Source organism: Cohnella sp., assembly GCF_041641335.1.
GTDB lineage: Bacteria > Bacillota > Bacilli > Paenibacillales > Paenibacillaceae > Cohnella.
In genome coordinates this window covers 37,222-60,566 of the sequence record NZ_JBEPYQ010000007.1, presented here as the reverse complement: position 1 = coordinate 60,566, position 23,345 = coordinate 37,222, and the positions used below count along the sequence as shown (strand labels likewise).

The 23,345-nt window shown below is 58.1% G+C and carries 25 protein-coding genes; 21 read left to right on the top strand and 4 right to left on the bottom strand.

What is annotated here, in order from left to right; all coding sequences use genetic code 11:
• Positions 1–103 precede the first annotated feature (103 nt).
• The 6 genes from ACESLM_RS03750 (at position 104) to ACESLM_RS03725 (ending at position 7,100) form a co-directional block, all read left to right on the top strand.
• Complete coding sequence (locus ACESLM_RS03750; protein ID WP_372630030.1) at positions 104–1,000, top strand: carbohydrate ABC transporter permease; 897 nt, start codon at positions 104–106, stop codon at positions 998–1,000.
• Positions 1,000–1,821, top strand: coding sequence for a carbohydrate ABC transporter permease (locus tag ACESLM_RS03745; protein WP_372630029.1), 822 nt, complete (start codon positions 1,000–1,002; stop codon positions 1,819–1,821). Before ACESLM_RS03750 ends, ACESLM_RS03745 begins: the two co-directional genes overlap by 1 nt.
• Before the next feature lie 36 nt (positions 1,822–1,857).
• A complete protein-coding gene (locus tag ACESLM_RS03740) occupies positions 1,858–2,916 on the top strand; it encodes an alpha/beta hydrolase family protein (RefSeq protein ID WP_372630028.1) in 1,059 nt (352 codons plus the stop codon).
• Entirely contained in the window at positions 2,913–3,947 is a 1,035-nt protein-coding gene (locus ACESLM_RS03735) for a pectinesterase family protein (protein ID WP_372630027.1), read from the top strand. Before ACESLM_RS03740 ends, ACESLM_RS03735 begins: the two co-directional genes overlap by 4 nt.
• Positions 3,944–5,062, top strand: coding sequence for a glycoside hydrolase family 88/105 protein (locus ACESLM_RS03730; protein ID WP_372630064.1), 1,119 nt, complete (start codon positions 3,944–3,946; stop codon positions 5,060–5,062). Before ACESLM_RS03735 ends, ACESLM_RS03730 begins: the two co-directional genes overlap by 4 nt.
• Positions 5,063–5,408: 346 nt before the next feature.
• Entirely contained in the window at positions 5,409–7,100 is a 1,692-nt protein-coding gene (locus ACESLM_RS03725; RefSeq protein ID WP_372630026.1) for a methyl-accepting chemotaxis protein, read from the top strand.
• An 84-nt stretch (positions 7,101–7,184) separates the two neighbouring features.
• Here the strand turns inward: ACESLM_RS03725 and ACESLM_RS03720 are convergent, their stop codons facing one another.
• Complete coding sequence (locus ACESLM_RS03720) at positions 7,185–8,150, bottom strand: substrate-binding domain-containing protein (RefSeq protein ID WP_372630025.1); 966 nt, start codon at positions 8,148–8,150, stop codon at positions 7,185–7,187.
• A 114-nt stretch (positions 8,151–8,264) separates the two neighbouring features.
• Positions 8,265–9,026: an MBL fold metallo-hydrolase gene (locus ACESLM_RS03715; RefSeq protein WP_372630024.1), complete on the bottom strand. Its 762-nt coding sequence runs from the start codon at positions 9,024–9,026 to the stop codon at positions 8,265–8,267.
• A gap of 376 nt (positions 9,027–9,402) precedes the next feature.
• Here ACESLM_RS03715 and ACESLM_RS03710 point away from each other — a divergent pair, with 376 nt between their 5' ends.
• From ACESLM_RS03710 to ACESLM_RS03660, 11 genes are all read left to right on the top strand, one after another.
• Complete coding sequence (locus ACESLM_RS03710; protein ID WP_372630023.1) at positions 9,403–10,104, top strand: response regulator transcription factor; 702 nt, start codon at positions 9,403–9,405, stop codon at positions 10,102–10,104.
• Positions 10,098–11,639, top strand: coding sequence for a sensor histidine kinase (locus ACESLM_RS03705; RefSeq protein WP_372630022.1), 1,542 nt, complete (start codon positions 10,098–10,100; stop codon positions 11,637–11,639). The genes ACESLM_RS03710 and ACESLM_RS03705 overlap by 7 nt, the downstream gene beginning before the upstream one ends.
• Before the next feature lie 97 nt (positions 11,640–11,736).
• The gene (locus ACESLM_RS03700) at positions 11,737–12,864 is read left to right on the top strand and encodes a TolB-like translocation protein (RefSeq protein ID WP_372630021.1); all 1,128 of its coding nucleotides are present in this window, start codon (positions 11,737–11,739) and stop codon (positions 12,862–12,864) included.
• Positions 12,865–13,000: 136 nt separating this feature from the next.
• Positions 13,001–13,981: an aldo/keto reductase gene (locus ACESLM_RS03695; RefSeq protein WP_372630063.1), complete on the top strand. Its 981-nt coding sequence runs from the start codon at positions 13,001–13,003 to the stop codon at positions 13,979–13,981.
• Between the two features lie 383 nt (positions 13,982–14,364).
• Entirely contained in the window at positions 14,365–14,814 is a 450-nt protein-coding gene (locus ACESLM_RS03690) for a VOC family protein (RefSeq protein ID WP_372630020.1), read from the top strand.
• 28 nt (positions 14,815–14,842) lie between these two features.
• Positions 14,843–15,466 carry a TetR/AcrR family transcriptional regulator gene (locus ACESLM_RS03685; protein WP_372630019.1) on the top strand — a complete coding sequence of 208 codons (624 nt, stop codon included), beginning with the start codon at positions 14,843–14,845 and terminating at the stop codon, positions 15,464–15,466.
• Positions 15,463–15,879 (top strand): hypothetical protein, encoded by a 417-nt coding sequence (locus ACESLM_RS03680; RefSeq protein WP_372630018.1) that lies wholly within the window; start codon positions 15,463–15,465, stop codon positions 15,877–15,879. The genes ACESLM_RS03685 and ACESLM_RS03680 overlap by 4 nt, the downstream gene beginning before the upstream one ends.
• Positions 15,788–16,738, top strand: coding sequence for a metal ABC transporter solute-binding protein, Zn/Mn family (locus tag ACESLM_RS03675; RefSeq protein WP_372630017.1), 951 nt, complete (start codon positions 15,788–15,790; stop codon positions 16,736–16,738). Before ACESLM_RS03680 ends, ACESLM_RS03675 begins: the two co-directional genes overlap by 92 nt.
• A gap of 13 nt (positions 16,739–16,751) precedes the next feature.
• Positions 16,752–17,489: a metal ABC transporter ATP-binding protein gene (locus ACESLM_RS03670; protein WP_372630016.1), complete on the top strand. Its 738-nt coding sequence runs from the start codon at positions 16,752–16,754 to the stop codon at positions 17,487–17,489.
• Positions 17,486–18,403: a metal ABC transporter permease gene (locus tag ACESLM_RS03665; RefSeq protein ID WP_372630015.1), complete on the top strand. Its 918-nt coding sequence runs from the start codon at positions 17,486–17,488 to the stop codon at positions 18,401–18,403. Before ACESLM_RS03670 ends, ACESLM_RS03665 begins: the two co-directional genes overlap by 4 nt.
• Position 18,404: 1 nt before the next feature.
• Positions 18,405–19,280, top strand: a complete 876-nt coding sequence (locus tag ACESLM_RS03660) for a metal ABC transporter permease (RefSeq protein ID WP_372630014.1) — start codon at positions 18,405–18,407, stop codon at positions 19,278–19,280.
• 187 nt (positions 19,281–19,467) lie between these two features.
• Here the strand turns inward: ACESLM_RS03660 and ACESLM_RS03655 are convergent, their stop codons facing one another.
• Together ACESLM_RS03655 and ACESLM_RS03650 are read right to left on the bottom strand one after the other, a co-directional pair.
• On the bottom strand, positions 19,468–20,316 hold the full coding sequence (locus ACESLM_RS03655; protein ID WP_372630013.1) for an NAD-dependent epimerase/dehydratase family protein: 849 nt from the start codon (positions 20,314–20,316) through the stop codon (positions 19,468–19,470).
• Between the two features lie 11 nt (positions 20,317–20,327).
• Positions 20,328–21,266, bottom strand: a complete 939-nt coding sequence (locus tag ACESLM_RS03650; RefSeq protein ID WP_372630012.1) for an aldo/keto reductase family protein — start codon at positions 21,264–21,266, stop codon at positions 20,328–20,330.
• A 149-nt stretch (positions 21,267–21,415) separates the two neighbouring features.
• Between ACESLM_RS03650 and ACESLM_RS03645 the strand changes: the two genes are divergently transcribed.
• Genes ACESLM_RS03645 through ACESLM_RS03630 form a run of 4 tightly spaced genes read left to right on the top strand, consistent with a single transcriptional unit; the run spans position 21,416 to position 23,095 of the window.
• Positions 21,416–21,760 (top strand): winged helix-turn-helix transcriptional regulator, encoded by a 345-nt coding sequence (locus tag ACESLM_RS03645; protein WP_094042651.1) that lies wholly within the window; start codon positions 21,416–21,418, stop codon positions 21,758–21,760.
• Positions 21,761–21,808: 48 nt separating this feature from the next.
• Positions 21,809–22,279: a DinB family protein gene (locus ACESLM_RS03640; protein WP_372630010.1), complete on the top strand. Its 471-nt coding sequence runs from the start codon at positions 21,809–21,811 to the stop codon at positions 22,277–22,279.
• Between the two features lie 17 nt (positions 22,280–22,296).
• Entirely contained in the window at positions 22,297–22,830 is a 534-nt protein-coding gene (locus ACESLM_RS03635) for a DinB family protein (RefSeq protein WP_372630009.1), read from the top strand.
• A 46-nt stretch (positions 22,831–22,876) separates the two neighbouring features.
• A complete protein-coding gene (locus ACESLM_RS03630; protein WP_372630008.1) occupies positions 22,877–23,095 on the top strand; it encodes a hypothetical protein in 219 nt (72 codons plus the stop codon).
• Positions 23,096–23,345: the final 250 nt, after the last annotated feature.

Sequence of the window (23,345 nt, the reverse complement as noted above, 5' to 3'; positions counted from 1 at the left end):
GAGCCAGACAGAGAAGAAGCTACAGCGGGTCCGGCTGACCGGCGTTTCGGGAGCTTGCCCATCACCTGCCCGCCGGCCTGCTTGGAGGAGGAGAGATACCGAAATGAACAGAATACTGCAGCGCGGAGGCAAGCAAACCGCCTCCCTGCTTCTTTTTACCGCTCCGTTTCTCATCGTGTTCGCTGTGTTTTTCCTGTATCCGCTTGCCCGCGGCGTCGTACTGTCGTTCACAGACTGGAATGGCATTCAGCGAAATGCCGTCTATAACGGACTGAACAACTACGTCGAGCTGTTTACCGACGACCCGCGGTTCTTACATTCCCTGTGGATCACCCTGGTCTTCACCGCGTTGACCGTAATCGTGTCCAATTTCGTGTCGCTTGTGCTGGCCGTGCTTATCGAAAGCGGTTCCCGCTTCAAAAACACGCTGCGCACCTTGTTTTTCCTGCCTTATGTATTCAGTCTGGTCGTGGTCGGGTTTACCTGGAAGATCATGTACATCGAGATTATCCCCGATATCGCCAAGCTGAGCCCGGCGCTGGAATTTCTGAATCTGGACTATATCGGCAATCCGCAGCTCGCCTTGTATGCGGTAATCGTGATGAACATCTGGTTCGGTATCGGTTATTACCTTATCATTTATTTGGCCGGCATCCAGACGATCGACTCCAGCGTAATGGAGGCGGCTTCCATCGACGGAGCTACCGGCTGGACGCGTTTTCGCGTCATAATGGTGCCGCTGCTGATGCCTTCGATTTCAATCTGTGTGTTTACGAGCATCACCAGCTCGCTCAAGATATTCGACGCCATCTTCGTGCTGACGGGCGGCGGTCCCGGCTATGCGACGGAGTCGATCGCCCTTAACATCTATTATGAAGCTTTCGGCTCAGCGAACCGGTTCGGCTACGGGATGGCCAAGTCGGTCGTGCTTGGCGTTATCGTGCTGATCATTTCCTACTTTCAATTGAAGTTCTTCAAATCCAGGGAGGTGGAAGCTTAATGCGCGCGTCCAAATCTTCGCCTCTGCCGGGCATCGCGCTGCTGGCGTTGTTGGCCGCGTATTTGTTCCCGGTGTATCTGATTGCGCTCAATTCCTTCAAGTCGTTCCGGGAAATTTTCGAATCGTTTCTTGCGTTTCCGCAATCGTTCTACATCGATAACTACGTCAAGGCGTGGTCCTCGACCAATTTCGCGAAGGCAATTACGAACAATGCTGTCATCACGGGGGCTTCGGTCGTCGGAGTTATTCTGGTGACTGCGCTGGCCGGCTACAAGCTCTCGCGAGACCGGAGCCGACTGAGTTGGTCGATCTACATGTTATGCACGTTTCCGTTCCTGATTCCGTTCTATACGTACATGATTCCACTCGTCCAGTTGTCCAAGACGCTACACATTACGAACAACCCACTCGGGCTGTCGCTGATCTACATGTCCACCGGGAGCTTCGCCATTTTCCTGTTTCATGCTTTCGTCAAAAGCATTCCTCGGGAGATTGACGAGTCGGCGTATATGGACGGCTGCTCGGAACTCGTTTTTTTCTTCCGAATAATCTTTCCGCTGTTGAAGCCTGCGGTCAGCAGCGTTGCCATTCTGTACGCGCTGTGGACGTGGAACGATTTTCTGCTGCCGTTTCTGGTGCTGACGGACAAGGAGTCGGCTACACTGACGATCAACATCTACAAGCTGTTCGGGAAGTTCGGCAGCGATTGGGACGTCATAACCGCCAGCCTGATGCTGTCGTCCCTTCCGATCGTGCTCTTGTATATCGCATTGCAAAAATACATTATCAGCGGAATCGCGGCCGGAGCGGTGAAAGGCTGAACGCGCGGCGGCAATGAAGCGAGAGGAGGACTATGGATGTGGAGTTCCGATGCATTTCTGGAACGGCTGTATGCCTGGACGTTAGAGAATAGCGCGGACCGGATGATGGGCGACAGCGCCAAGGAACAGATGCTTGAGACCAAGCAGCAGCAGCTTCGCGAACGGCTGCTGGACGCAGCCGGAATAAGGCACGTTTTCCTGGAGCGGGAGCCGCTGCAGCCGGAGCTGTTGGAGCGCCGCGAACAGGACGGGCTTGTCGTCGAAAAGCTGATCTATACGACTTATGCGGGACTTCGTGTACCCGTCTATGCGCTGTATCCCCGTGAGCGGCAGGGCCGAATGCCCGCCGTGCTCGCTTGTCACGGCCACGGCATCGGCCATCGCGCTGCGCTTGGCCTGAACGCGGACGGCTTAGTCGCGGATGAGCGGGGCATCCACAATTGCTTCGCCGTTCAACTGGCCCGCCGCGGCCTGTTCGTACTGGTGCCGGAGATGATGGGCTTCGGCGACCGGCGGCTGCAAGCCCACTTGGAGCAGGATCCGTCCGCCTCCTCCTATAGCTGCCTGCCGATTGCGCTGCAGCTTCTGATGTGCGGGACGACGCTGGCCGGTGTGAGGATCAGCGAATCCTTGGTCGCGCTCGATTATCTCGAGACTCGGGAGGAGGTCGACAGCGGCCGGATCGGGACGTTCGGCTTTTCCGGCGGCGGGCTTGTCGCCTCGTTGACTGCCGCGGTGGATATGCGCATCCGGGCCGCCGTGCTGTGCGGATATGCAAGTACTTACGTGGGAAGTATTTTGCAAGTTCCTCATTGCGTGGACAATTACATTCCAGGACTACTGCAGGTGGCGGAGCAGCCGGACCTTCTCGGTTTACTCGCGCCAAGACCTTTATTTATCGAATCAGGCGAGCAAGACGCCGTGTTCCCGATCCAACCAGCCCGGGAGGCGATCCGGAGGCTGGAAGCAATCTATGCAGAGTTCGGGGCTGTAGAACGGCTCGACTTCGACATTTTCCTCGGCGGTCATGAGATCAGCGGTCGCAGATCGTTCGACTGGTTGGCGAGCCGGCTGTCGGAAGAGGGTCCGTCATGACGGAGGGGAGAGAGATAACGATGCTGGTCGCTTCGGACGGCAGCGGACACTTTACCCGCATTCAAGAGGCGATTGACCGGATGCCTGCGGACAACGGCAAGCCGGTGATCATCCGGATCAAACCGGGAGTGTATCGGGAGAAGCTGAGGGTCGAGAAGCCTAACCTGACTCTGCTCGGGGAGGACGCTTCGACGACCGTCATCACGTATGACGACTACGCGCAGAAGACGTTTCCTGGCGGAGAACCGTATCATACGTTCAATTCCTACACCGCTTTTATCGGGGGCGACGGCTTCTCTGCGGAGCGGCTGACGTTTGAGAACGCTGCGGGACCGGGGGAGCAGGTTGGACAGGCGGTTGCCGCCTATGTGGACGCCGACCGCGTCGTGTTCCGGGACTGCCGATTTTACGGCTATCAGGATACGCTGTTCACCGGACCGCTGCCCGAGAAGCCGGTCGACCGGGCTTCCTTCGGAGGACCTCGTGACAGCGCCCCGCGATTGCAGGGGCGGCAACTGTACGAACGTTGCTACATCGAGGGGGATATCGACTTTATTTTCGGCTCGGCGATCGCCCTTTTCCTGGATTGTACGATTCATTCAAAGCGTCTGAGGGTAGAGACGGACGTGCACGGCTGGGTCACGGCCGCCTCCACGCCGGAGGGTGCGCCATACGGCTATGTATTCCGCGGTTGCCGATTGACGGGAGACGCGACCAGCGGCAGCGTCTATTTGGGTCGGCCTTGGCGGATTCACGCCCAGACGGTGTTCGTCGAATGTTGGTTCGGCGAGCATATCCGTCCGGAGGGCTGGGACAACTGGGGAAAACCGGAGAGCGAGCAGACCGCGCTTTATGCGGAATCAGACTGCTTCGGACCGGGAGTCGCGGTAGCGCAGAGAGTCGGCTGGTCGCGGACACTGACGGCCGCTGAAGCCCTCCGATACGAGCCTGCGACAGTGCTGCGAGGCTCAGACGGCTGGAATCCGTTGGTTGGAAAAAAGGAATACCCTGGAAGGAGGCGGAGCACCTGAGCACCGTATGGTCTTTGGCGATGTCCGAGTCGTTCATGAAGCAGTATCCGCTCGTGTCGGATATGCCCTTTCAGGAGCGCAGATGCTGGAATTATGAAAACGGTTGTATCCTGACCGCGTTCGAACGCATATGGCGGAAGACGGGGGATGAGCGTTATCTGACCTACATCCGGGACAATATGGATCTGTTCGTCCGCGAGGACGGCTCCATCGAGACGTATTCGCTGAATGAATACAACGTAGATATGATCAATCAAGGAAAGGCGCTGTTCGTCCTGCTTGAGCGGACGGGGCAGGAGCGCTACCGCAAGGCGGCGGAGCTGCTGGCTGCGCAGATGAAGGGACATCCCCGCACGTCCGAAGGCGGCCTCTGGCACAAGAAGATCTATCCGTTCCAAATGTGGCTGGACGGCGTGTACATGACGGCGCCTTTTCTGGCGCAATATGCGGTCGTATTTGGTGAAGAGGAATGGTTCGACGACATCGCAAGGGAAATTTTGCAGATGGAACGCGTATCGCGTTGCCCGAGGACGGGACTGCTGTACCATGGCTGGGACGAGAGCCGCGAGGAGCGATGGGCCGATTCGGAGACCGGCTGCTCGCCGCATTTCTGGGGACGGGCCATCGGCTGGTACATGATGGCGATCGTCGATGTGCTGGAACATTTGCCGCTTGATCATCCGCAGCGCGGCCAGATTGTCGGCATATTCTACAGGCTGTCCCGGGCGGTCGTCCGGGTACAGGATGAGGAGAGCGGGCTCTGGTATCAGGTGATTGACCAGGGAACCAGGGATGGCAACTATTTAGAAGCCTCCGCATCTGCCATGTTTGCCTATGCGCTGGCGAAGGGCGTCAACGAAGGCTATCTGGACAACTGGGCGCTGGAATCCGCAATCCGCAGCTATCGCGGTCTGTTGAGCCGCTATGTCGAGAATGACTCTGACGGCTCGCTGCATCTGAACGGGATCTGCAGTGTGGCGGGACTCGGCAATACGCCTTACCGGGACGGTTCCTTCAATTATTACATCAGCGAGCCGATCCGGAGGGATGACCCGAAGGGCTTTGCCCCGTTCGTCCTGGCGTGTCTGGAGATCGAAAGGTCTGGGATGACTTGATCCTCTGGATAGGTCAGGCGGTGGATGGACGCCGACGCCAAAGCTAAGAAAGCGCAAAGCAGAGTTCGCCAGACTGCTTTGCGCTTTTCTATTCTGCGGTCACGTTTCCAATAAAATGCGCCCGTATACGATAGATCGCAGCCTTGGATCGCGCGAAGCTCGTTCATGCTAGCCTGGCTAGTCGCCCCCCTCCTACTCGATTGGATGGTAAAATATAATTGTTGCTTAATATCCTCATTATTACAATTCAAGTATTATTTTTAATAGTTTTTTGACATTCTCCCTTCTATGATAATAGTAGGAAGAGTATGAATCTGCCATCGACATCTAGAACAGGGGGAAGTTAATGAGATCGGTAAGAGTAAAGCTGCTCAGTTCGTTCGCAAGCGTACTGGTCTTCGTATTCGCATTCGGATGGACGGCTTTGTCGCAGATTAAACAGGTAAGCGATTTTACGGACGAGGTCACCGACCACTGGCTGTACGGTACTGAGACCATCCTGCAGGCGAATCTGAAAATCGAACGATTTCTTAGCAATTATTATCAATCGTTGGTCTCCGACGACGCGGATCTGGCCAAGCAGCTGGCAGAAGCGAGAATAGTGCTCTTGAGCGGGATCGACGAAGACATCAAAAAGTATGAGGTAACTCTGTCGGGAGAACAGGACGCCGCTCAATATGCGTCGCTCGTCCAAGCGTGGAACCAGTTCCAAGAGGATCTGGCCAAGACGGCCGATCCTAACGCCACGCAGGAACAAGCCGCTGCGGCGATGGCGGATGTAACCCAATCGTTCGGTCATCTAAAGGCCGTAGTCGATGGACTGATCGGTTTCAACCATGAAGGAGCCATTGAGAGCGAGAACAAGAGCAAAGCGGTGTACGAAGGGACATCCAGAGTTCTGCTCTTCCTCGGAATCGGAATACTGGTCGTCGTAGGCGCGTTGGCCTGGTGGCTGATCGTGAATCTGACAAGGCCGCTTAAAGCGACGACGGCGGTCATGAACAGAATTTCTTCCGGCGATCTGCGAGTCGATCTGCTTCGCATCGATCGCAAGGACGAATTCGGGGTCATGATGGAGTCCGTCAATAAGACGGTGCTTGCGCTTCGGCAATCCGTCCAGCAGATGCAGGACGCCTCTACGTCGGTGGCAACGGCATCTACGCAGCTGTATGCGAGCTCCGAGCAAAACTCGGAAGCGGCCCGGCACGTGTCGGAGTCGATCAACCAGGTGGCTGTCGGCTCGGAAGAGCAAGCGAGCACCGCCGCGGAATGCGGACGCGTCATCGACGAGATGGCGGAAGGCGTCCAGCGGATCGCGGAGACGACGGGAGAGGTGTCGGAGCTGTCGCAGCAGGCCGCCCTGCAAGCGAGCAGCGGCTCTGCGAAAATGCTCGAGGTGTCGGATCGCATGCAGCGCTTGTCCGAGACCGTCGAGCAGGCCGGCCAGACGATCGTCAAGCTGGAGGAGCAGTCGGCCCAGATCAGCGAAATTTCCGGATTGATCGGCGAGATTGCCTACCGCACCAACCTGCTGGCGCTGAACGCTGCGATCGAAGCGGCCCGGGCGGGAGAGCACGGCAAAGGCTTTGCCGTCGTAGCCGGGGAAGTGCGCAAGCTCGCTTCGCAGAGCGACGAGTCATCCAAAGGCATTATCGAGCTGATCGCGACGATCCAGAAGGATACGCTCGACGCCGCGGAAGCGATGCGGCTGAGCTTGCAGGAGGTACAGGAGGGCGTACTCGCCGTGGATCACGCCGAGCAGGCGTTCAAGGAGATCGTCTCCTCTACGGGCGAAGTGTCCACCCGGATCCAGGAAGCCGCGGCGGCGGCGGAGCAGCTCGCGGCCAGCTCAGAGGAGGTCGCGGCTTCGATCTCCAACATGGGGCATATTGCCAGACAGACGGCCGGCATGTCCCAGCAAGTGGCGGCTACGACTGAAGAGCAGCAGGCGTCCAGCGAGGAGATGACCCGCTCTTCTCAGACGCTGTCGGACATCTCCAGAGATTTGCAGAAGCTGGTTCGGCAGTTTACGATCTAGAAGCGGGCGACATGTCCGCAGCGCAACAAAGAAGCACAAGGCGCAGCCCGGAATCGGGCCGCCTTGTGCTTCTTTGTTGCGGGATCAGGTCTCCAGCAGAATGCGGCCGGTCTGCGACAGGTCGTAGCCCTGGATCGCCCGCAGCTCGCTCAAATAAGCGTCGGATTTCAAAATGTCCATGACCGCCTCGATCCACCGGGCGTTGTCGGGCGATTTTCTCATGGCGAGGTCGTAGCGCTCGCGGATCAGCGGGACGAAGGTGACGTTGCCGACGATCGCGGCCGCCTTCTCGATCCCGATGCCGACGTCCGCCTCGCCCAATCCGACTTTGCCCGCGACGGCCAGATGATTGGACTCGATCGCATCGTATCCCAGCAACGAAGAGGGAGCGATGCGATTCAGCCTCAGCTGCTCGTCCAGCAGCACTCTGGCGCCGGAGCCGACCTCGCGGTTAACGAGGCGCAAGCCGGGTTTGGCAAGATCCGGCCAGTCTTGGAGTCCCAGGGGATTGCCTTGGCGCACGTAAAATCCGGCTTGACGGGAGAGCAGGTTCACGACGACGTAAGAGGAGCCGACTAAAATTTTCTTGATGTAGGGCAGATTGTACTCCCCGGTGTCCCCGTCCAGCAGATGCGTGCTGACCAGGTCGGATTCTCCCCGATACATCGAGATCAAGCTGTCCAGCGAACCAGCGAACGAGCGGAGCGGCCGGAACCCGGTCGCCCGGCTTTCCAAATGCTTGGATAAAATGTCGAGGCTCATATCCTGTCCCGTAATGACGAGAGGTCGAATGCCGGATGCCTGCCTTGGCTCGGGACGAGCGCTCGGGGGCTCTTCGGATGCAGCGGGCGATGGCGATGGCGATGGCGATGGGGCGATTCCCTTGGCCTGACGCTTGTACGCTTCCAGATCCGCCGCGTCGACCCGCATCTGCTTGCCCACCCGATAGGAAGGGAGCTTGCCTTTCTTGATCAGGTCGTACACGGTCAGCTTCGATATTTTCAACAGTTTGGCGATTTCTTCGGTCGTATAGGATTGATCGCTCGACATGACGGCGCGGGCCTCCCGTATGAGGAATAAATTCAGAATGTCTTTATTGTAACATACCGGAGCGGCCGAAGGTTTCCGGTTGTTGGCCGGGCGATGGTCCTTCCAGCCGAAGCTCTAAATGCCGGCCGGCTGAGCAAGTTCCGACAATCTTTCCCGCACGTCGCCACGGTACAGTCCGCCGTGATAACAGACGACGGTCTCGATGTCGTAGCCCAGCAGTTTGGCGAGGGAGCGTCTTGCCAGCTCCGGATCGAGCGTCGTCGCCGGGTCCGGGCCGCACAGCTCGCCTGCTTCGCTTACCGTTAAAGCGTCCGCGGCGATCAGCGTCTTGCTGGCCCGATGATAGAGGCTGATATGACCCGGCGTATGGCCGGGCGTGGCGATGATGGTTACGCCTCCGCAGCAAGGCAGCTCTTGGCCGTCATTGACGATGTCGCTCACCGGGCAGCTTGGGGGATGTTCAAGCGAATGCCGGAACGCCTGCTTCCACTCGTCGGATACGTTCGGAGGGAGGGACCTCACGGCTTGCTCGATCGCTTCGGGGGTTATTCTAAGCAGGCGGAGTTTGCCTTCGATATAGGGCTTCTCGAATGCGCTGGACATGACCAGGACCGCACCGGCGGATCGATCTGCGAGAACGGGCAGCGAGCCGATATGGTCGATGTCTTGGTGGGAAAGGATGATTCGCGTTAGGCCGCCCGAAGGAAGAGCGTATGTCCCGAGTTCGGCGGCAATCAGGTCGGCTTGGCCCGGATAGCCCGTGTCGAGGAGGACGGCTTCCTCCTCGTCCCATAGCAGGACGGGGTAGATCGTGTTCGGCTTGCCCATGATGACGGCGGTTAGTTCGAGCACGGCAATTCCTGGCTTGATCAGCATCGGTGGATTCCTCCTTGTTATCGCTCCGCCTTGAACGTTCGCAGAGAAGAGAGAAGTGCGTGCGACGGATAATCGTAAGATAACAAAAGAAGATTTTCTTGTAAATACATAAATATTTAATCATAACACAAATAAAAATTTTTGTCAATATTTAATTTGGTTTGGGGATGAGAAGCGTGAAGTTCAGTCCGGACCATCTTTCAGGCTTTGTGGGAAATCTTGCATCGGAGGGAGATAGATGCCCATGACATCATTCCATCGATAATCGTTCGGTACGGCTTTATTTACTTATTGGACAGCCCCTTTTCGGCGGTTTAAAAGTTGGCAACATTTATTTGCTATACTTGATCCATTAACGGATAAAGGAGCTTTGTCGTTGACGGATGCGATTAAAGTGCTGGCGATCGAAGACGAGGAGTCGATTCGCGACATTCTCGTATACGCGCTGAGGCGGGAAGGATTTCACGTGAAAGCCGCCGCGACGGGAGAGGATGGCATGGAGCTGCTGGAGCGCTTCGTGCCGGATGTCCTTCTGCTGGACGTCAACCTGCCCGACGCTGACGGTTTTGATCTGTGCAAAAAAGTATCTTCGAACGTCCGGATTCCGATTCTTCTTCTGACGGCGCGCCACGATCTGGTGGACAAGGTGCTCGGCCTGGAGCTCGGAGCGGACGATTACATGACCAAACCGTTCGAAATCCGGGAGGTGATCGCCCGGATTCGGGCGGTGCTGCGAAGAAGGGACATCGAGAGGGACGGCGGCTCCCGCGCATCCGGCCTCGTCGCGTTGTCGGGCAGGCTGGAGCTGGACCGGCCGGGCTATGCGGTGTACCGGGACGGAAGTCCGATCAAGCTCAAGCCGAAGGAATACGAGCTGCTTCTGCTGCTGCGCGATCACCCCAACCGGGTGTTCTCCAGAGAGGAGATATTGGACCAGGTGTGGGAGATGGACTATGACGGGGATTTGCGAACCGTAGACGTCCATGTTCAGCGAATCCGCAAAAAGCTGGAGGAGCCGCTCATCGAGACGGTGTTCGGAATCGGCTACAAGTGGCGGGGAAGGAGCCGCACGTGCTGACGGGGAAACTTAGGCGCAAACCCCGGGAAGGCAGCGGTCCGTTGAGGCGCAAATTTCTGCTCGGCTTCGCGCTGCTGTTCGCGGTGGCGGCTCTGGGCTTTTACGGCTATATGTCCCATCTCTTGAAGCAGCATACGCAAGCGGCGATTGCCGACGAGATGAAGAGGCTGCAATCGCTTGTCTATGATCATATCGATTATTACTTGACGCTGAACGACGTTCGACCGGAGCGATCGTCGTCCGGGCACCCCGAGACGTTGATTCGCGCGCTCAGCCTGAGCGGGAACGTCCGGGCGGCCTTCTACGGCCCGGACGGGACGTTCCAGGCCGAAAGCTTGCCGATGGATGGGGGATACGTGCTGGTGCAAACCAAGCCTTCGCCGGCGCTGCTGCGGTCGGCGGCAAGCGACTTGGCCGCCGCGGCGCAAAATCAATCCGTCGTCAGCCTGCATCACGACCGCGGGGAGAGCCTGGCCGTGCTGACGCTTCCGGTATACGCGCTGGACGAAACGGCGGGGTTTCTCAGACTAACCGCCGATTACACCGGGACGTTCCGCCGGGACGCCGTCGTTTTGCAGAGCCTGATCGGCTTTTCGCTTGCACTGTGGGCGCTGTTGGCTGCGCTTGCCTGGTCTTTCGCGCGCAGGCTGACCCGACCGCTGTCCAAACTTGCCTTCGCGATGCGGCAATTCGGCGAAGGCCGCTTCAGCTCCCTGCGCATTCCTCCCGCGAGCAGCGAAATCGCGGTGCTGTCGAAGAGCTTCGAGGAAATGAGAAGCAAGCTGGAAGAGCAAATGGAGGCGCTCGTGGCGGAGAGAAACAAAGTCGTCGCCCTGGAGGGCAACCGGCGCAGCTTCTTTCGCAACGTGACCCACGAATTAAAGACGCCGTTGACGACGATCTCCGGCTATGCGCAAATTTTGCAAGCTCCCGATTTCGACGATCCGGCGTTCCTGCGTAACGCGGCCGGCCGCATTCACCGGGAGTCCGGACGTCTGCATCGGATGATGCTGGACATTATCGAGCATTCCAAGCGGGAGTTCGATGCGGCGGATCGCCGCGACGAAGCCGTCCGGCTCGAAGATTCGATCGGCGACGCGGCGGAAGCGATGCGGTTGAAGGCGGAAGAGCGCGGGCAGCGCATTCGCTGCCGGCTGGAGCCGCTCGTCGCAAGCGGAGATGCCGACGAGCTGCGCAAAGTATGGGACAACGTTCTGGACAACGCGATTAAATACGGCAAACCCGACAGCCTCATCGAAGCCGAGCTGTCGTCCGTCGGCACCGAGGCCGTCTTGACGATCGTCAACGAGATCGAGCCCGGGCATCGTTTCGAAGCGGACCTCGCGTTCGAGCCGTTCTACCGCAGCGGCTCCTCGAGCTCCAAGGAGCGAGGGAGCGTCGGGCTCGGCCTTGCAATCTGCAAACAAATCGTCGAGCTCCATCGCGGCTCCGTCGCGCTGACTCTTCGCCCTGTCGCCGTCGTTCTGGAGATCAGGCTGCCGCTGCGGTCGCAAGTTGGCAACAATTCCGCCTGATTTGTCTATATCCGTGCGTTAGATTACAGGAGCGGGCGAACCGTGCAGTCCGTTAGCGAGGCGGAGCGCCGAATCGATTCAGAAGGGATGGAAGAAAATGACGATGGAATGCGGAAAAAGAGGAGGCGCGTGGCGCAAGCTCGGTCGCGCGGGGACGGTCGCTCTGGCCTTCGCGCTGAGCGGATGCGCCGCGCAGGCGGTTGGACATACCGGGGAGAGCGGCTTTGTTTTAAGCAGCGATGTAAAATCGGAGCTCCAGGCGAAGAAGCTGCCCCTGATTCAAGGCGACCCGGTCGAGCTGCGAGACCAGGTGCGGTTCGAAGAGGTGCTGAACGTTCGCGAAGGAAGCATGCTGTTTAACCGGGCGGATGGCTTGTACAAGGCGGAACTGGAACGGCTGGATGAGCCTCGGAAAGTGTCGGAAACGCGCGCGTCGGAGGTGTCCGAGGACGGACGGCGGTCGTTGTACGAGCGGGACGGGCGGCATTACGTCAGCGATCTGGAGAGCGGGGAGACGTGGGTGCTGGACGGCGCGGAAGCGAACTCCCGCTGGAGCTTCGCCGACCCGGAAGGCGAGTACGTGATCGGCGGCGTGCCCGGTATAATCGGTCTCATTCGGCCGGAAAGCGGAGAAGCGAAATGGGCGGATTTGAAGAAAATCTTCGATACGTCGAAATATGGCTACAGCTACGGCAATCCGCGCTATTACGGCGGATATATCTATGTGGACGGTTCGTTTGCGGACAAGGATAACGCCATCTACAGATTTTCGCCGGACGGGGGGGAGGCCGAGCTATATTTGGATTTTCCCGGAGGGAAAGCGCGCGACTCGATCGGGGAGTACCGCTTTTTGCCGGGCGGCGAGCTGTTGTTCGCCGGGACCTACGACCGAGAGAGCGGATTGTTCGTCTACGATCCGCAAACTCGGGAAGTCTCGTCGCTCGTGCTGGGGACGACAATCGACGGCTTGGGCGTCGGCGTCTCCTACAGTCTGTCTCCGGACGGGAAGAAGCTGCTGTTCCATACGAGAGACGAGAACAACGACCACGTGTATCAGGCGGAGCTGGACGGAACGCAGCTGGCGAACGGCCGTTACATTTTGCGGGATTCGCTGTACGCTTCGGTGTCGCGCCTCGCTTACTGGAACGCCGACTCGGCCTCCTATTATTTGAAATACACGCCTCCGGGCGGAACAGTCGAGAGCATCATCGCCTACAGGTTCTAGCCGAATAGAATAGCCCCTATTGCTGGCCGCCGGTTTCGACCCGCAGGGCAAATTTCGCAACGCTTTCTTGAATCGATATCTATTTGAAAGTTATGATAGATAGGGAAGAACATTCGAGGAGAGGTGCGTGGGGAAAATGAAATACGCTCGTTTGGGCCGCTCGGGCCTAAAAGTCAGCAAGCTATGTCTGGGAACGATGAACTTCGGAGTCGATACGGACGAGAAGGAAGCTTTCCGCATCATGGACGCCGCGCTGGATGCGGGAATCAATTTCTTCGATACGGCCAACATCTACGGCTGGGGCAAAAACGCCGGCCGGACCGAGGAAATCATCGGCCGCTGGTTCGCTCAAGGCGGGGGAAGGCGCGAGAAAGTCGTGCTGGCGACGAAGTTTTACGGCGATATGAGCGACGAGACGGACGGCCCGAACAGCGAGGCCGGCCTGTCCGCCTACAAGCTTCGCCGTCACCTGGAAGGATCGCTTAAGCGGCTTCAAACCGATCATATCGAACTCTATCAGATGCATCACGTGGATCGCAACGTAAGCTGGGACGAGCTGTGGGAAGCGTTCGGCGTAGCGATTCATCAAGGCAGAATCGGCTATGTCGGATCGAGCAATTTCGCCGGGCGCGATCTGGTCAAGGCGCAGTACGAAGCGAAGGCGAGCCGGACGCTCGGTCTGGTGAGCGAGCAGCATAAGTACAGCCTCCTGTGCCGCATGCCGGAGCTGGAAGTGCTGCCTGCGGCGGAGGAGCTTGGCATCGGCGTCATCGCGTGGAGCCCGCTGGACGGCGGCCTGCTGAGCGGACACGCGCTCAAGCCGGTCGAAGGCTCCAAGCGGGCCGGCAATCCGGAGCGCGTGGAGCGCCATCGGGCGCAGCTTGAAGCGTTCGGGGCGCTGTGCCGGGACATCGGCGAGAGCGATGCGAACGTGGCGCTCGCCTGGACGCTCGTTCATCCGGCGATGACGGCGCCGATTATCGGGCCGCGCACTCTCGGCCAGCTCGAAGGCGCTTTGCGCGTCGTCGATCTCGAGCTGTCGGACGACGTGTTGAAGCGCATCGACGAGATTTTCCCGGGCCCGGGAGGGTCTGCTCCTCAGGCTTACGCCTGGTAAGCTGCCAGTCGATAGCGACTGAATAGGATAGCGAGGAAAAAAACGCAGTTTCAGGGCCCAAGAGCCCCGGAGCATGCGTTTTTTTCATACGGCGGGGGAGGGGGAGCGTTACTCGATTTCTTAGAACAATACCCTTCGTGTGAGCGGAATTCGGGTGACGATACTCGATTTCATAGAACAATGCCCTTCGTTTGAGCGGAATTCGAGGGACGTTACTCGATTTCTTAGAACAACGCCCTTTGTGTGAGCGGAATTCGAGAGACGTTACTCGATTTCTTAGAACAATGTCCTTTGTTTGAGCGTAATTTCGTCAGACTATTTACATACATACAGTATGTATGTTAAATTAATGACGAAGCGATAATCGAGAGGAGACTGCAATTATGAAGACAAACAGCTTTTATCCCGTTATTATGACGGACAAGGTGCAGGAGACATCCGCTTTTTACGTCGAGTATTTCGGGTTCGAGACGGTGTTCGAAGCGGATTGGTACGTCAGCTTGAGGACGGGGGGCGACGGAGCGGCTTACGAGCTGGCGATCATCGATTATACGCATCCGACGATCCCGGAGGCTTATCGGACGCAAGCGAGAGGGATGATTCTCAACTTCGAGACGGACGATGTCGATGCCCAATACGATCGGCTCATACGCCAGGCGGGGCTTCCTCTGCATCTGGACATCCGCGACGAGGACTTCGGGCAGCGTCACTTCCTGACCTCCGATCCGAATGGTATACTGATCGATGTGATCAAGATTATTCCTCCGTCCGAATCGTTCGGCAAACAGTACTCGGAAGAGATATGGAATGCGGAGGAAGAACGTCAAGGTTGAACATTTCCGGAGGCAGACGGAGCGTACGATGAGGAAGAGCAAAGAGGAAGCGCAGGAGACGATTCGCCGGTTGGTCGAGATCGCCAGGGAGCATTTTACCGAACGGGGCTACGCGGACACCGCGCTGGAGGCGGTCGTTCAAGAGGCGAACATTACGCGCGGCGCGGTGTACCACCATTTTCGCAACAAGAAGGACTTGTTTCGCACGGTGCTCGAAGCGGTGCAGCAGGAAGTGGCGGAACGGATCGAGCAGGCGGCATCGGCAAGCGACGACGTGTGGGAGCAGCTGTTCTTCGGCTGTCGCGCCTTTGTGCTGGCCGCGGTAGAGCCACGCAACAAACGGATTATGCTGATCGACGGTCCCGCCATATTAGGCTGGGAGATCTGGAGGGCCATGGATCAGAAGCATTCCATGCGCCTGCTGCGCGGACAACTGGAAATGATGCAGGAGCTCGGCTACCTGAAGGCGGTTCCGCTGGAAGTAACGACGCATTTTCTGTCGGGAGCTTTGAACGAGATGTCGCTGTGGCTAGCTTCGCAGGAATCTGCCGGTCCGTCCGCCCTGGAAGATGCGATGAAAGCGATCGAATGGTTCATGGATGGCGTCAAGCGGCAAGAAAGCGATGCGTCCGGGCGGGATGGAGGCCAGTGAAGCCCGGAGATCCGATCGGGGCCAAGAGAACCGCCAACGGTATGCTCCGGAGCTTTAAGCAGGCGGGGCCGAATGAGGCGAAAAGCGCAAGTTTCAAGGGAATAATCCCCCTTGGGCTTGCGCTTTTTTTCATGCCGTTTTATCTCCGGTTCACGCCTTCCAGCTACTCCGTTACCGCCAAAAACCACTCGGATCGCGGCTTTTTTTACAAGAAACGGTTGACAAATTGCCTTGCGGTAATTATTTTAAACACGTACACAAGTTTTGCATTATGTAAAAATATTTCACCAAGTACACAATTGGATCGGGAGGAGAAAAAGAGTGGAGAAAAGGTTGTTCAAAAGCAAAAAGACGGTTGCGGGATTTTGTTTGTTGGCGTTGTTCGGGGCATTGACGGCCTGCGGTTCCAATGAATCCGATAAGGGGAAGACGGCGGAGGGAGAAAAAATCGACATCGTGACGACGATCGCGCAAATCGCGGAGCCGATATCCGTCATCGGAGGCGACCGGGTTAACGTGCAAAGTCTGATGGGACCGGGCGTCGATCCGCATCTGTACAATGCGACGCAAGGGGATATCGGGAAGCTGGAAGGCGGAGACGTGATTTTCTACAGCGGACTTCACTTGGAGGCCAATATGGTCAAGGTGTTCGAGGAGATCGGCAAGAGCAAGCCGGTGCTGGCGATCAGCGACGGCATAGCCGAAGACCGGCTCTTGAAGGACGAAGGAGGGGCGACCGACCCGCACGTCTGGTTCGACATCGACCTGTGGAAGCACGCGCTCGGCGCCGCGACCGAGAAGCTGAAGGAGGCTTCGCCGGAGGACGCCGATTACTTCGAAAGCAACAAGACGAAATATTTCGCCGAACTCGACGCTCTTAAGCAAGAGGCGACGGAGAAGCTGGCGCAGATTCCGCAGGAGAGAAGGGTGCTCGTCACCGCGCACGACGCGTTCGGTTACTTCGGCCGCATGCTGGACATCGAGGTGGTCGGCTTGCAGGGGCTGAGTACGGAGGCGGAAATCGGGCTGTCGGACATCGAGGATACGATCGGGCTGCTGCTGGAGCATCGAGTGCCGGCCGTTTTCGTGGAAAGCAGCATCAACCCGGCGTCGATCAATGCGGTCGTCGAAGGCGCCAAAAAGCAGGGACTGGACGTCAAGCTGGGCGGCGAGCTGTTCTCTGACGCGATGGGCGATGCCGGCAGTCCGGAAGGAACTTATGCGGGGATGTACCGGCATAACGTCGAGACGATCTATCAAGCGCTGAAATGAAAGGGGGAGCCGCATGCTTCCGGTAATCAACGTTAATCAACTGTCGGCCTCCTATCGGAAAAACAAAGTGCTCGACCGCGTCGGCTTCGAGGTTCGTCCCGGGACGATGACAAGCATCGTCGGACCGAATGGCGCAGGCAAATCGACGCTGCTCAAAGTGCTGCTCGAGCTGCATCCGAAGTTGTCCGGAACGGTAAGTTTCTTTGGAGAAACCTATGCCAAGGCGAAGGAGCGGATCGGCTACGTGCCGCAGCGGGGGTCCGTCGATTGGGACTTCCCGACGAACGCGCTCGATGTCGTCCTGATGGGGCTGTACGGCCGGATCGGCTGGTTGAAGTGGCCGAGGAAGCTGCACAGGGAGAAGGCGCTGGAGGCGCTCCATCAGATGGGAATGGCCGATTACGCCTCGCGGCAGATCAGCCAGCTCTCCGGCGGTCAGCAGCAGCGGGTGTTCCTCGCCCGCGCGCTGATCCAGGACGCAGACCTGTACTTCCTCGACGAGCCGCTCGCCGGAGTCGACGCCGCTACCGAGCGGGCGATCATGGATACGCTCAAGCTGCTCAAGAGCAAGGGAAGGACGGTGCTGGTCGTCCATCACGACTTGCAGACGGTGGAAGATTATTTCGACCACGTGCTGCTGCTCAATCGGACCGTTGTCGCTCACGGACCTACCGCCGACGCGTTCACGAGAGAAAATATATTCCGTACTTATGGAGGAACGCTTCGCTGGATGGAGGGGTTGTCGGGATGATCGGATTGTCCCATAACGCGCAATGGGTGCTGCTGAGCACGCTGATTCTCGGCACGGCGGCCGGCATCATGGGCTGTCTGGCCTATTGGAAGCGGCAAAGCCTGATGAGCGACGCGCTCTCCCATGCGGCCTTGCCGGGAGTCGTCGGAGGCTTCGCCTTGATCGGCTTCAAGAACCTTCCGGTCATGATCGCGGGAGCGGCGGTCAGCGCCCTGATCGGCGCTCTGCTCATCCACTGGATTCGCTCGTCCAGCCGCGTCAAGGAGGATGCGGCGATGGGCATTATTTTATCCGTCTTCTTCGGACTCGGCATTATGATGCTCACCTTCGTCAACCGGATGGCGGGCGCAAGCCAGAGCGGCCTGGACAGCTTTATTTTCGGGCAGGCGGCTTCGATGGTGCGCAAGGACGTGCTGATGATGATCGTGCTGGCGTCGATCGTGCTGCTCGTGGCCGGCATCGCCTTCAAAGAGTGGAAGCTGTTCCTGTTCGACCCGGCGTTCGCCAAAGGGCTGGGCATGTCGACCCGTTGGATGGGCGGCATCTACATGGGGGCGCTCGTGCTCGTCATCGTCGTCGGCATTCAGGCGGTCGGCGTCATCCTGATGGCGGCGCTGCTCATTATCCCGGCGGTCAGCGCCCGGTACTGGACCCAATCGTTCAAATGGATGGTCGTTCTATCCGCCTTGTTCGGCGGAGGAGCGGGAATGATCGGAACGTTGATCAGCACTTACGGCAAAGGCTGGCCGACGGGACCGTTTATCGTGATCGCAGCCGCCTGCCTGTTCGTCGTCTCGCTCGCCTTCGGCGCGCGTAAGGGGCTGGTCGTGCTGGCCGTCCAGCAGTACGCGCAGCGCAAAAAGCTCAGAAGAACGACGTTCGTACAACAAAGCGCGCTGGAGAGGGGGAGCTGAGATGAGTTATGCCGGTTGGATATTGCTGACCGCTTCTCTGGTCGGATTGTCTTGCGGATTTATCGGCGCTCTGCTCATTCTGCGGAGAATGGCGATGATGGCGGACGCGATCAGCCATACGGTGCTGCTGGGCATCGTTGTCGCCTATCTGGTTACGCGCGAGCTGAGCGGCGTGCACATGCTGCTCGGCGCGATCTCCGCAGGACTGCTGACGTCGGTGCTCGTGCAATGGTTCCATTCCCGCGGCGTGCAGCAGGAAGCTTCGATCGGCGTCGTGTTTACTTCTCTGTTCGCGATCGGCGTCGTGCTCATCGCGACGAAGGTCGGCAACGCCCACCTCGACGTCAAGCACACGCTGATGGGAGAGATTACGTTTATCCCGTGGGAGAAAATCGAGCTGCCTTGGCTAGGAGCGATTCCGGAAGCGGTATTCATCCTTTCGCTCGTGCTGATCGTCGTCGTGGCTGTCATCCTGGCGTTCTATAAGGAGTGGAAAATCACGTCGTTCGATCCCGCGCTCGCGGCGAGCCTGGGCATTCCGGTCGTGCTGATGCATTACGTGTTCATGTCGCTCGTCTCGGTCACGACCGTGGCCGCGTTCGATGCGGTTGGCGCGATTATGGTCGTAGCGATGCTTATTACGCCGGCAGCAGCCGCGTATTTGTGGACGGACCGGCTTGCCGTCATGCTCGGGCTAAGCGGTCTGTTCGGCGTCGTCTCCGCCATAGCGGGCTATTACGTCGCGGTCTGGCTGGATACGTCGATATCGGGTTCGATGGCGTTCGCTACGGGCGTCGTGTTCATGATCAGCTTCCTCGGGTCGCCGAAGCACGGCATCGTAGCGAAGTTCATCCGCCCGGCGGTCCCGTCCGCCTGAGAGGAGTGAGAGCTTACCTACCCCCGGGATGGAGGATCATCTGTCGGTGAAACCGTTCGCCTTCTCGAAAATGGCTCCAAAGCTGAGTCCGGGGGAATGCCAAAAAACCGTTCTCCCGTAAATGGAGGCACGACCTCCCTTTTACGACAAGAACGGTTTTTATGGAGTTGCGGGCCCTTCGCCGCGATTATGGACGGACTTCGTCCCGCCAGCGATGAACCGGCTGCCAGCCCAGAAGGCGCTTGGCCTTCGCGTTGTCGAGCAGCGTCTCGTGCCCTTCCAGCGGCGTTCGGATGTCCGTGACGCCGGGATAACGGGCGGTCAGCAGATCGCGGCTGCGAACCGCCATGCTGGAGTCGTCCGCGGCGATGTTGAGCGCTACGGCGCCGAGGCCGTCCGTCTCGATCGCCAGCCGGCAGGCGGAAGCGGCGTCGCGCGTGTCGATATAGCTCCACAAAATGCGATCCCGTTCCTCCGGCCGTTTAATGAACGAAGGGAACCGCTCGTACCATTCCGGCGGAATGACGTTGCCCAGCCGCAAGGAGACGACTTGCATGCCGGTGCGGCGGTGGAACATCTCGGCGGTTTTCTCGTTGACGACTTTGGACAGGCCGTAGCTGTCTTCCGGCAGCTGCGGATGGTCCTCGTCCACCGGAACATACTGCGGAGCGGGCGGATGAACCGCGAACACGATGCCGTACGAGGACTCGCTGGACGCGATGACCGCTTTGCGGATGCCGAGTCCGGCCGCCGCCTCCAAAATGTTGTAGGTGGACATGACGTTGTTGCGGAACGTGACCTCCGGCGTATAAATGTGCGCTGCCGGTATGGCCGCCAGGTGAACGACGGCGTCGGCGCCGGACAGCGCGCCGTAGGTTTCGCCGAGGTTTTCCAGATTGGCGATCAGCGTCTTGCATACGGGTTCGTCCGGGCGGCGGGTGTCGACGTTCAGCACGTCGTAGCCTTGCTCCACGAAATGGCGAACGACCCATCTTCCAAGCATGCCGCTGCCCCCGGTAATGACTACTTTAGGCATCTCGTTCGCTCCTATTTCAGAATTTCCTCAATGCGGTCCAGAACTTCCTGGCTAAGCTCGATGCCGGACGCTTTGGCGTTCTCCGTCACCTGCTCCGGACGGCTGGCGCCGACGAGCGCGCTCGCCACGTTGTTCAGGCGCAAAATCCACGCCAGAGCGAGATTGCCTACGGAAATGTCCAGTTCTTTCGCAATGCCTTCCAGCTGCTTTACCTTGGCGATTTTCTCCTCGGTAATGCCTTTGCGCACCCAGTCCAGCTTCGCGGCGCGGCTGTCTTGCGGGATGTCGGAAGCCGACGAATACTTGCCCGTAAGCAGACCTTGCGCGAGCGGGGAGAAGACGACTTGGCCAATGCCGGAGCGCTCGCTGAGCGGAACGACTTCCTTCTCGATGTAGCGCTCGAACATATTGTACACCGGCTGGTTGACGACGATGCGGTCGAGCAGGTAACGGTCGGCTACGCCGAGCCCTTCCGCGATCTGGGAAGCTTGCCATTCGCTTACGCCGACGTAGAGCACTTTGCCTTGGCGAACGAGATCGTCGATCGCGCGCAGCGTCTCGTACAGCGGCGTCTCCGGATCGTGACGGTGGCAGTAGAAGATGTCCACGTAGTCGTGGCCGAGACGCTTCAAGCTCGCGTTGGCCTGCTCGACGACGTGCTTGCGGGACAGGCCGCGGTCGTTCGGACCTTCTCCCATCGGCCAGAACGCTTTCGTCGCCAGCACGTAGGATTCGCGCGGATACTCCTTCAGCGCCTTGCCGACCAGCTCTTCCGCCGCGCCTCTTTCGTACACGTTGGCCGTATCGAAAAAGTTGATGCCCAGATCGTAAGCCGTCTTGATCGATTTCACCGCGTTTTCCCGTTCCACGTAACCGCCATATGTAAGCCAGCTTCCCAAGCTGATTTCGCTGACCTTAAGTCCGCTTCCGCCCAATCTGCGATATTTCATTCCAAGCAGCCTCCTTGAATTCGTTTTCGTTGCCTTCTCATTCTATAAAAGTTCGTATACAATTTGAAGAAGTGAAATGTTTTTCACTTAATTATAGCCAGTATAGCTACTATACTTATTTATAGTTACAGGCTTGGAGGAGAGACTGCATGAATTCGGTTAAAAAAGCGAGCAGCTATATTCCGAAAAATCCGGTACATATCGAATGCAATATCGAAAAAACGTTGGACGTGCTCGGCGGGAAGTGGGCGTTCCTCGTCATTCGCGAGCTGTTCTGCGGGACGCTTCGGTTCGGGGAGCTCCAGCGCAAAATCCCCAGCGTAAGCCCCCGCGCGCTGACCAGCACGCTGCGCCATTTAGAGGAGCAGGGCGTCCTCGAGCGGGTCGTCTATCCGACTGTTCCGGTTACGGTGGAATACACGCTTACCCCGAAGGGGCAGGATCTGCACGTCATCTGTCACGAGATGAAGCTGTGGGCGGCAAGATGGACCTAACGGGTCAAAGAGTCAAAAAAAACGAAACAAGATCTGGAGGAATGCGGGATGTTGACGATTCGCCGAATGATGGATCAAATGTACTGGGCCAACGACGAGCTGCTGAGGGGCCTTCACCAGCAGCCTGACGCGAGCGGGGAAATCGGCAAGCTGTTTCGCCACCTACTCATTGCCGAGCAGGTGTGGGTGACCCGGCTGGAAGGAAAGAGCAGCGCTCATCTGAAGTTATGGAAAGAGAGCGACGTCGATTCGCTGGAAGCGCTCGTTCGGGATAACGAGCAGCGGTACAAACGCTACGTCGAAGGATTGGCGGGGGCGGATTTGGATCGCATGCTCGAATACGCAAACCAAAGCGGAGCGAAATTCCGCACGTCGATCCGCGACATTCTCATTCACGTCGCGCTTCACGGCCAATATCATCGGGGGCAGATCAACAGCGCGCTCAGAAAGCTTTCGGGCACACCGGTCCCTCTCGACCATATCGTTTTCGCGCGGCTGGACGAAGCGCCGAAATCCTAAGAGAGGGAGGGGCAGTCATGAATTTCAGGCTGGAACAGGGGATCGAAGTATTGGAACGCACGCCGGTGACGCTGGAAGCGCTGCTGTCCGGCTTGTCGGACGGCTGGCTGAGCTGCAACGAAGGAGAAGGAACGTGGAACGCGTCCGAGGTCGTGGCGCACCTGATCGAAGGGGAGCGGACGAACTGGATTCCCCGGCTGGAATGGCTGCTCCGGGAAGGGGAGGGCAAGCCGTTTCCTCCGTTCGACCGTTATTCTCACTTGAATGGAACCGCCGATGGCTCTATCGACCGGAAGCTGCGCGAATTCAAGGAGATCCGGCTGCAAAATACGGCCCGGCTGAGAGCGCTGATCGATTCGGAGGCGAGACTGGAAGAGGTCGGTTCGCACCCCGCCTTCGGAGCGGTCAAGGCGCGAGAGCTGGTGTCGACTTGGGTCGCCCACGATTTGACGCACATCGCCCAGATCGTGCGGGTCATGGCCGAGAGATATCGGGAGGACGTCGGACCGTGGATCGCGTATTTGGGCATTTTGAACAAGGAACGTCAATAGTTTGCGAGTCGATGAAAAACCATTAGCATGATTTCGAGGTCGGTGAATGCGCATGAAGAACGGACGCACAGGCTCGGCGTATCCGGGGGGCGTTATGCATGCGACGGTAACGCGTACGGGGGAGTTGTCGGAGGCCCTTCTGGCCGATGTGCTCCCGGAATGTCGCCCAAGGAGTTCGCGCGCCGGCATTTCGCCAAGCATGTTGACGTTTCCCAGCCATTTCAGCACCAAGGTGGACGATGTGCTGAAAGCTCTGCTGAAGTAAAGCGCCCTGGAAGAACATCCAGTAAAGCTCCTGATCGGCACAAATTGCCGGCAAGGAGCTTTTTGCCGTGTTTGGGCAGAAGCGAAATTATGGAAGGTTAAAAATAAATATGTTTTAATATAATTAAAATGAGTTTTGTGATGGTCGTCACTTCTGTTTTCAGATAAGTAAGAGAAAATAGTATCCGATCTGACAAGATGCATATCGGTCGTCGCTCGATTTACAATCTAACCTGACAAGTTTATAATCA

What these genes read in the sequence shown, in the direction of transcription:
- ACESLM_RS03750 (WP_372630030.1), top strand. Translation starts at nt 104, where the DNA reads ATGAACAGAATACTGCAGCGCGGAGGCAAGCAAACCGCCTCCCTGCTT.
- ACESLM_RS03745 (WP_372630029.1), top strand. Translation starts at nt 1,000, where the DNA reads ATGCGCGCGTCCAAATCTTCGCCTCTGCCGGGCATCGCGCTGCTGGCG.
- ACESLM_RS03740 (WP_372630028.1), top strand. Translation starts at nt 1,858, where the DNA reads ATGTGGAGTTCCGATGCATTTCTGGAACGGCTGTATGCCTGGACGTTA.
- ACESLM_RS03735 (WP_372630027.1), top strand. Translation starts at nt 2,913, where the DNA reads ATGACGGAGGGGAGAGAGATAACGATGCTGGTCGCTTCGGACGGCAGC.
- ACESLM_RS03725 (WP_372630026.1), top strand. Translation starts at nt 5,409, where the DNA reads ATGAGATCGGTAAGAGTAAAGCTGCTCAGTTCGTTCGCAAGCGTACTG.
- ACESLM_RS03720 (WP_372630025.1), bottom strand. Translation starts at nt 8,150, where the DNA reads ATGTCGAGCGATCAATCCTATACGACCGAAGAAATCGCCAAACTGTTG.
- ACESLM_RS03715 (WP_372630024.1), bottom strand. Translation starts at nt 9,026, where the DNA reads ATGCTGATCAAGCCAGGAATTGCCGTGCTCGAACTAACCGCCGTCATC.
- ACESLM_RS03700 (WP_372630021.1), top strand. Translation starts at nt 11,737, where the DNA reads ATGACGATGGAATGCGGAAAAAGAGGAGGCGCGTGGCGCAAGCTCGGT.
- ACESLM_RS03695 (WP_372630063.1), top strand. Translation starts at nt 13,001, where the DNA reads ATGAAATACGCTCGTTTGGGCCGCTCGGGCCTAAAAGTCAGCAAGCTA.
- ACESLM_RS03690 (WP_372630020.1), top strand. Translation starts at nt 14,365, where the DNA reads ATGAAGACAAACAGCTTTTATCCCGTTATTATGACGGACAAGGTGCAG.
- ACESLM_RS03685 (WP_372630019.1), top strand. Translation starts at nt 14,843, where the DNA reads ATGAGGAAGAGCAAAGAGGAAGCGCAGGAGACGATTCGCCGGTTGGTC.
- ACESLM_RS03670 (WP_372630016.1), top strand. Translation starts at nt 16,752, where the DNA reads ATGCTTCCGGTAATCAACGTTAATCAACTGTCGGCCTCCTATCGGAAA.
- ACESLM_RS03665 (WP_372630015.1), top strand. Translation starts at nt 17,486, where the DNA reads ATGATCGGATTGTCCCATAACGCGCAATGGGTGCTGCTGAGCACGCTG.
- ACESLM_RS03660 (WP_372630014.1), top strand. Translation starts at nt 18,405, where the DNA reads ATGAGTTATGCCGGTTGGATATTGCTGACCGCTTCTCTGGTCGGATTG.
- ACESLM_RS03655 (WP_372630013.1), bottom strand. Translation starts at nt 20,316, where the DNA reads ATGCCTAAAGTAGTCATTACCGGGGGCAGCGGCATGCTTGGAAGATGG.
- ACESLM_RS03650 (WP_372630012.1), bottom strand. Translation starts at nt 21,266, where the DNA reads ATGAAATATCGCAGATTGGGCGGAAGCGGACTTAAGGTCAGCGAAATC.
- ACESLM_RS03645 (WP_094042651.1), top strand. Translation starts at nt 21,416, where the DNA reads ATGAATTCGGTTAAAAAAGCGAGCAGCTATATTCCGAAAAATCCGGTA.
- ACESLM_RS03640 (WP_372630010.1), top strand. Translation starts at nt 21,809, where the DNA reads ATGTTGACGATTCGCCGAATGATGGATCAAATGTACTGGGCCAACGAC.
- ACESLM_RS03635 (WP_372630009.1), top strand. Translation starts at nt 22,297, where the DNA reads ATGAATTTCAGGCTGGAACAGGGGATCGAAGTATTGGAACGCACGCCG.
- ACESLM_RS03630 (WP_372630008.1), top strand. Translation starts at nt 22,877, where the DNA reads ATGCGCATGAAGAACGGACGCACAGGCTCGGCGTATCCGGGGGGCGTT.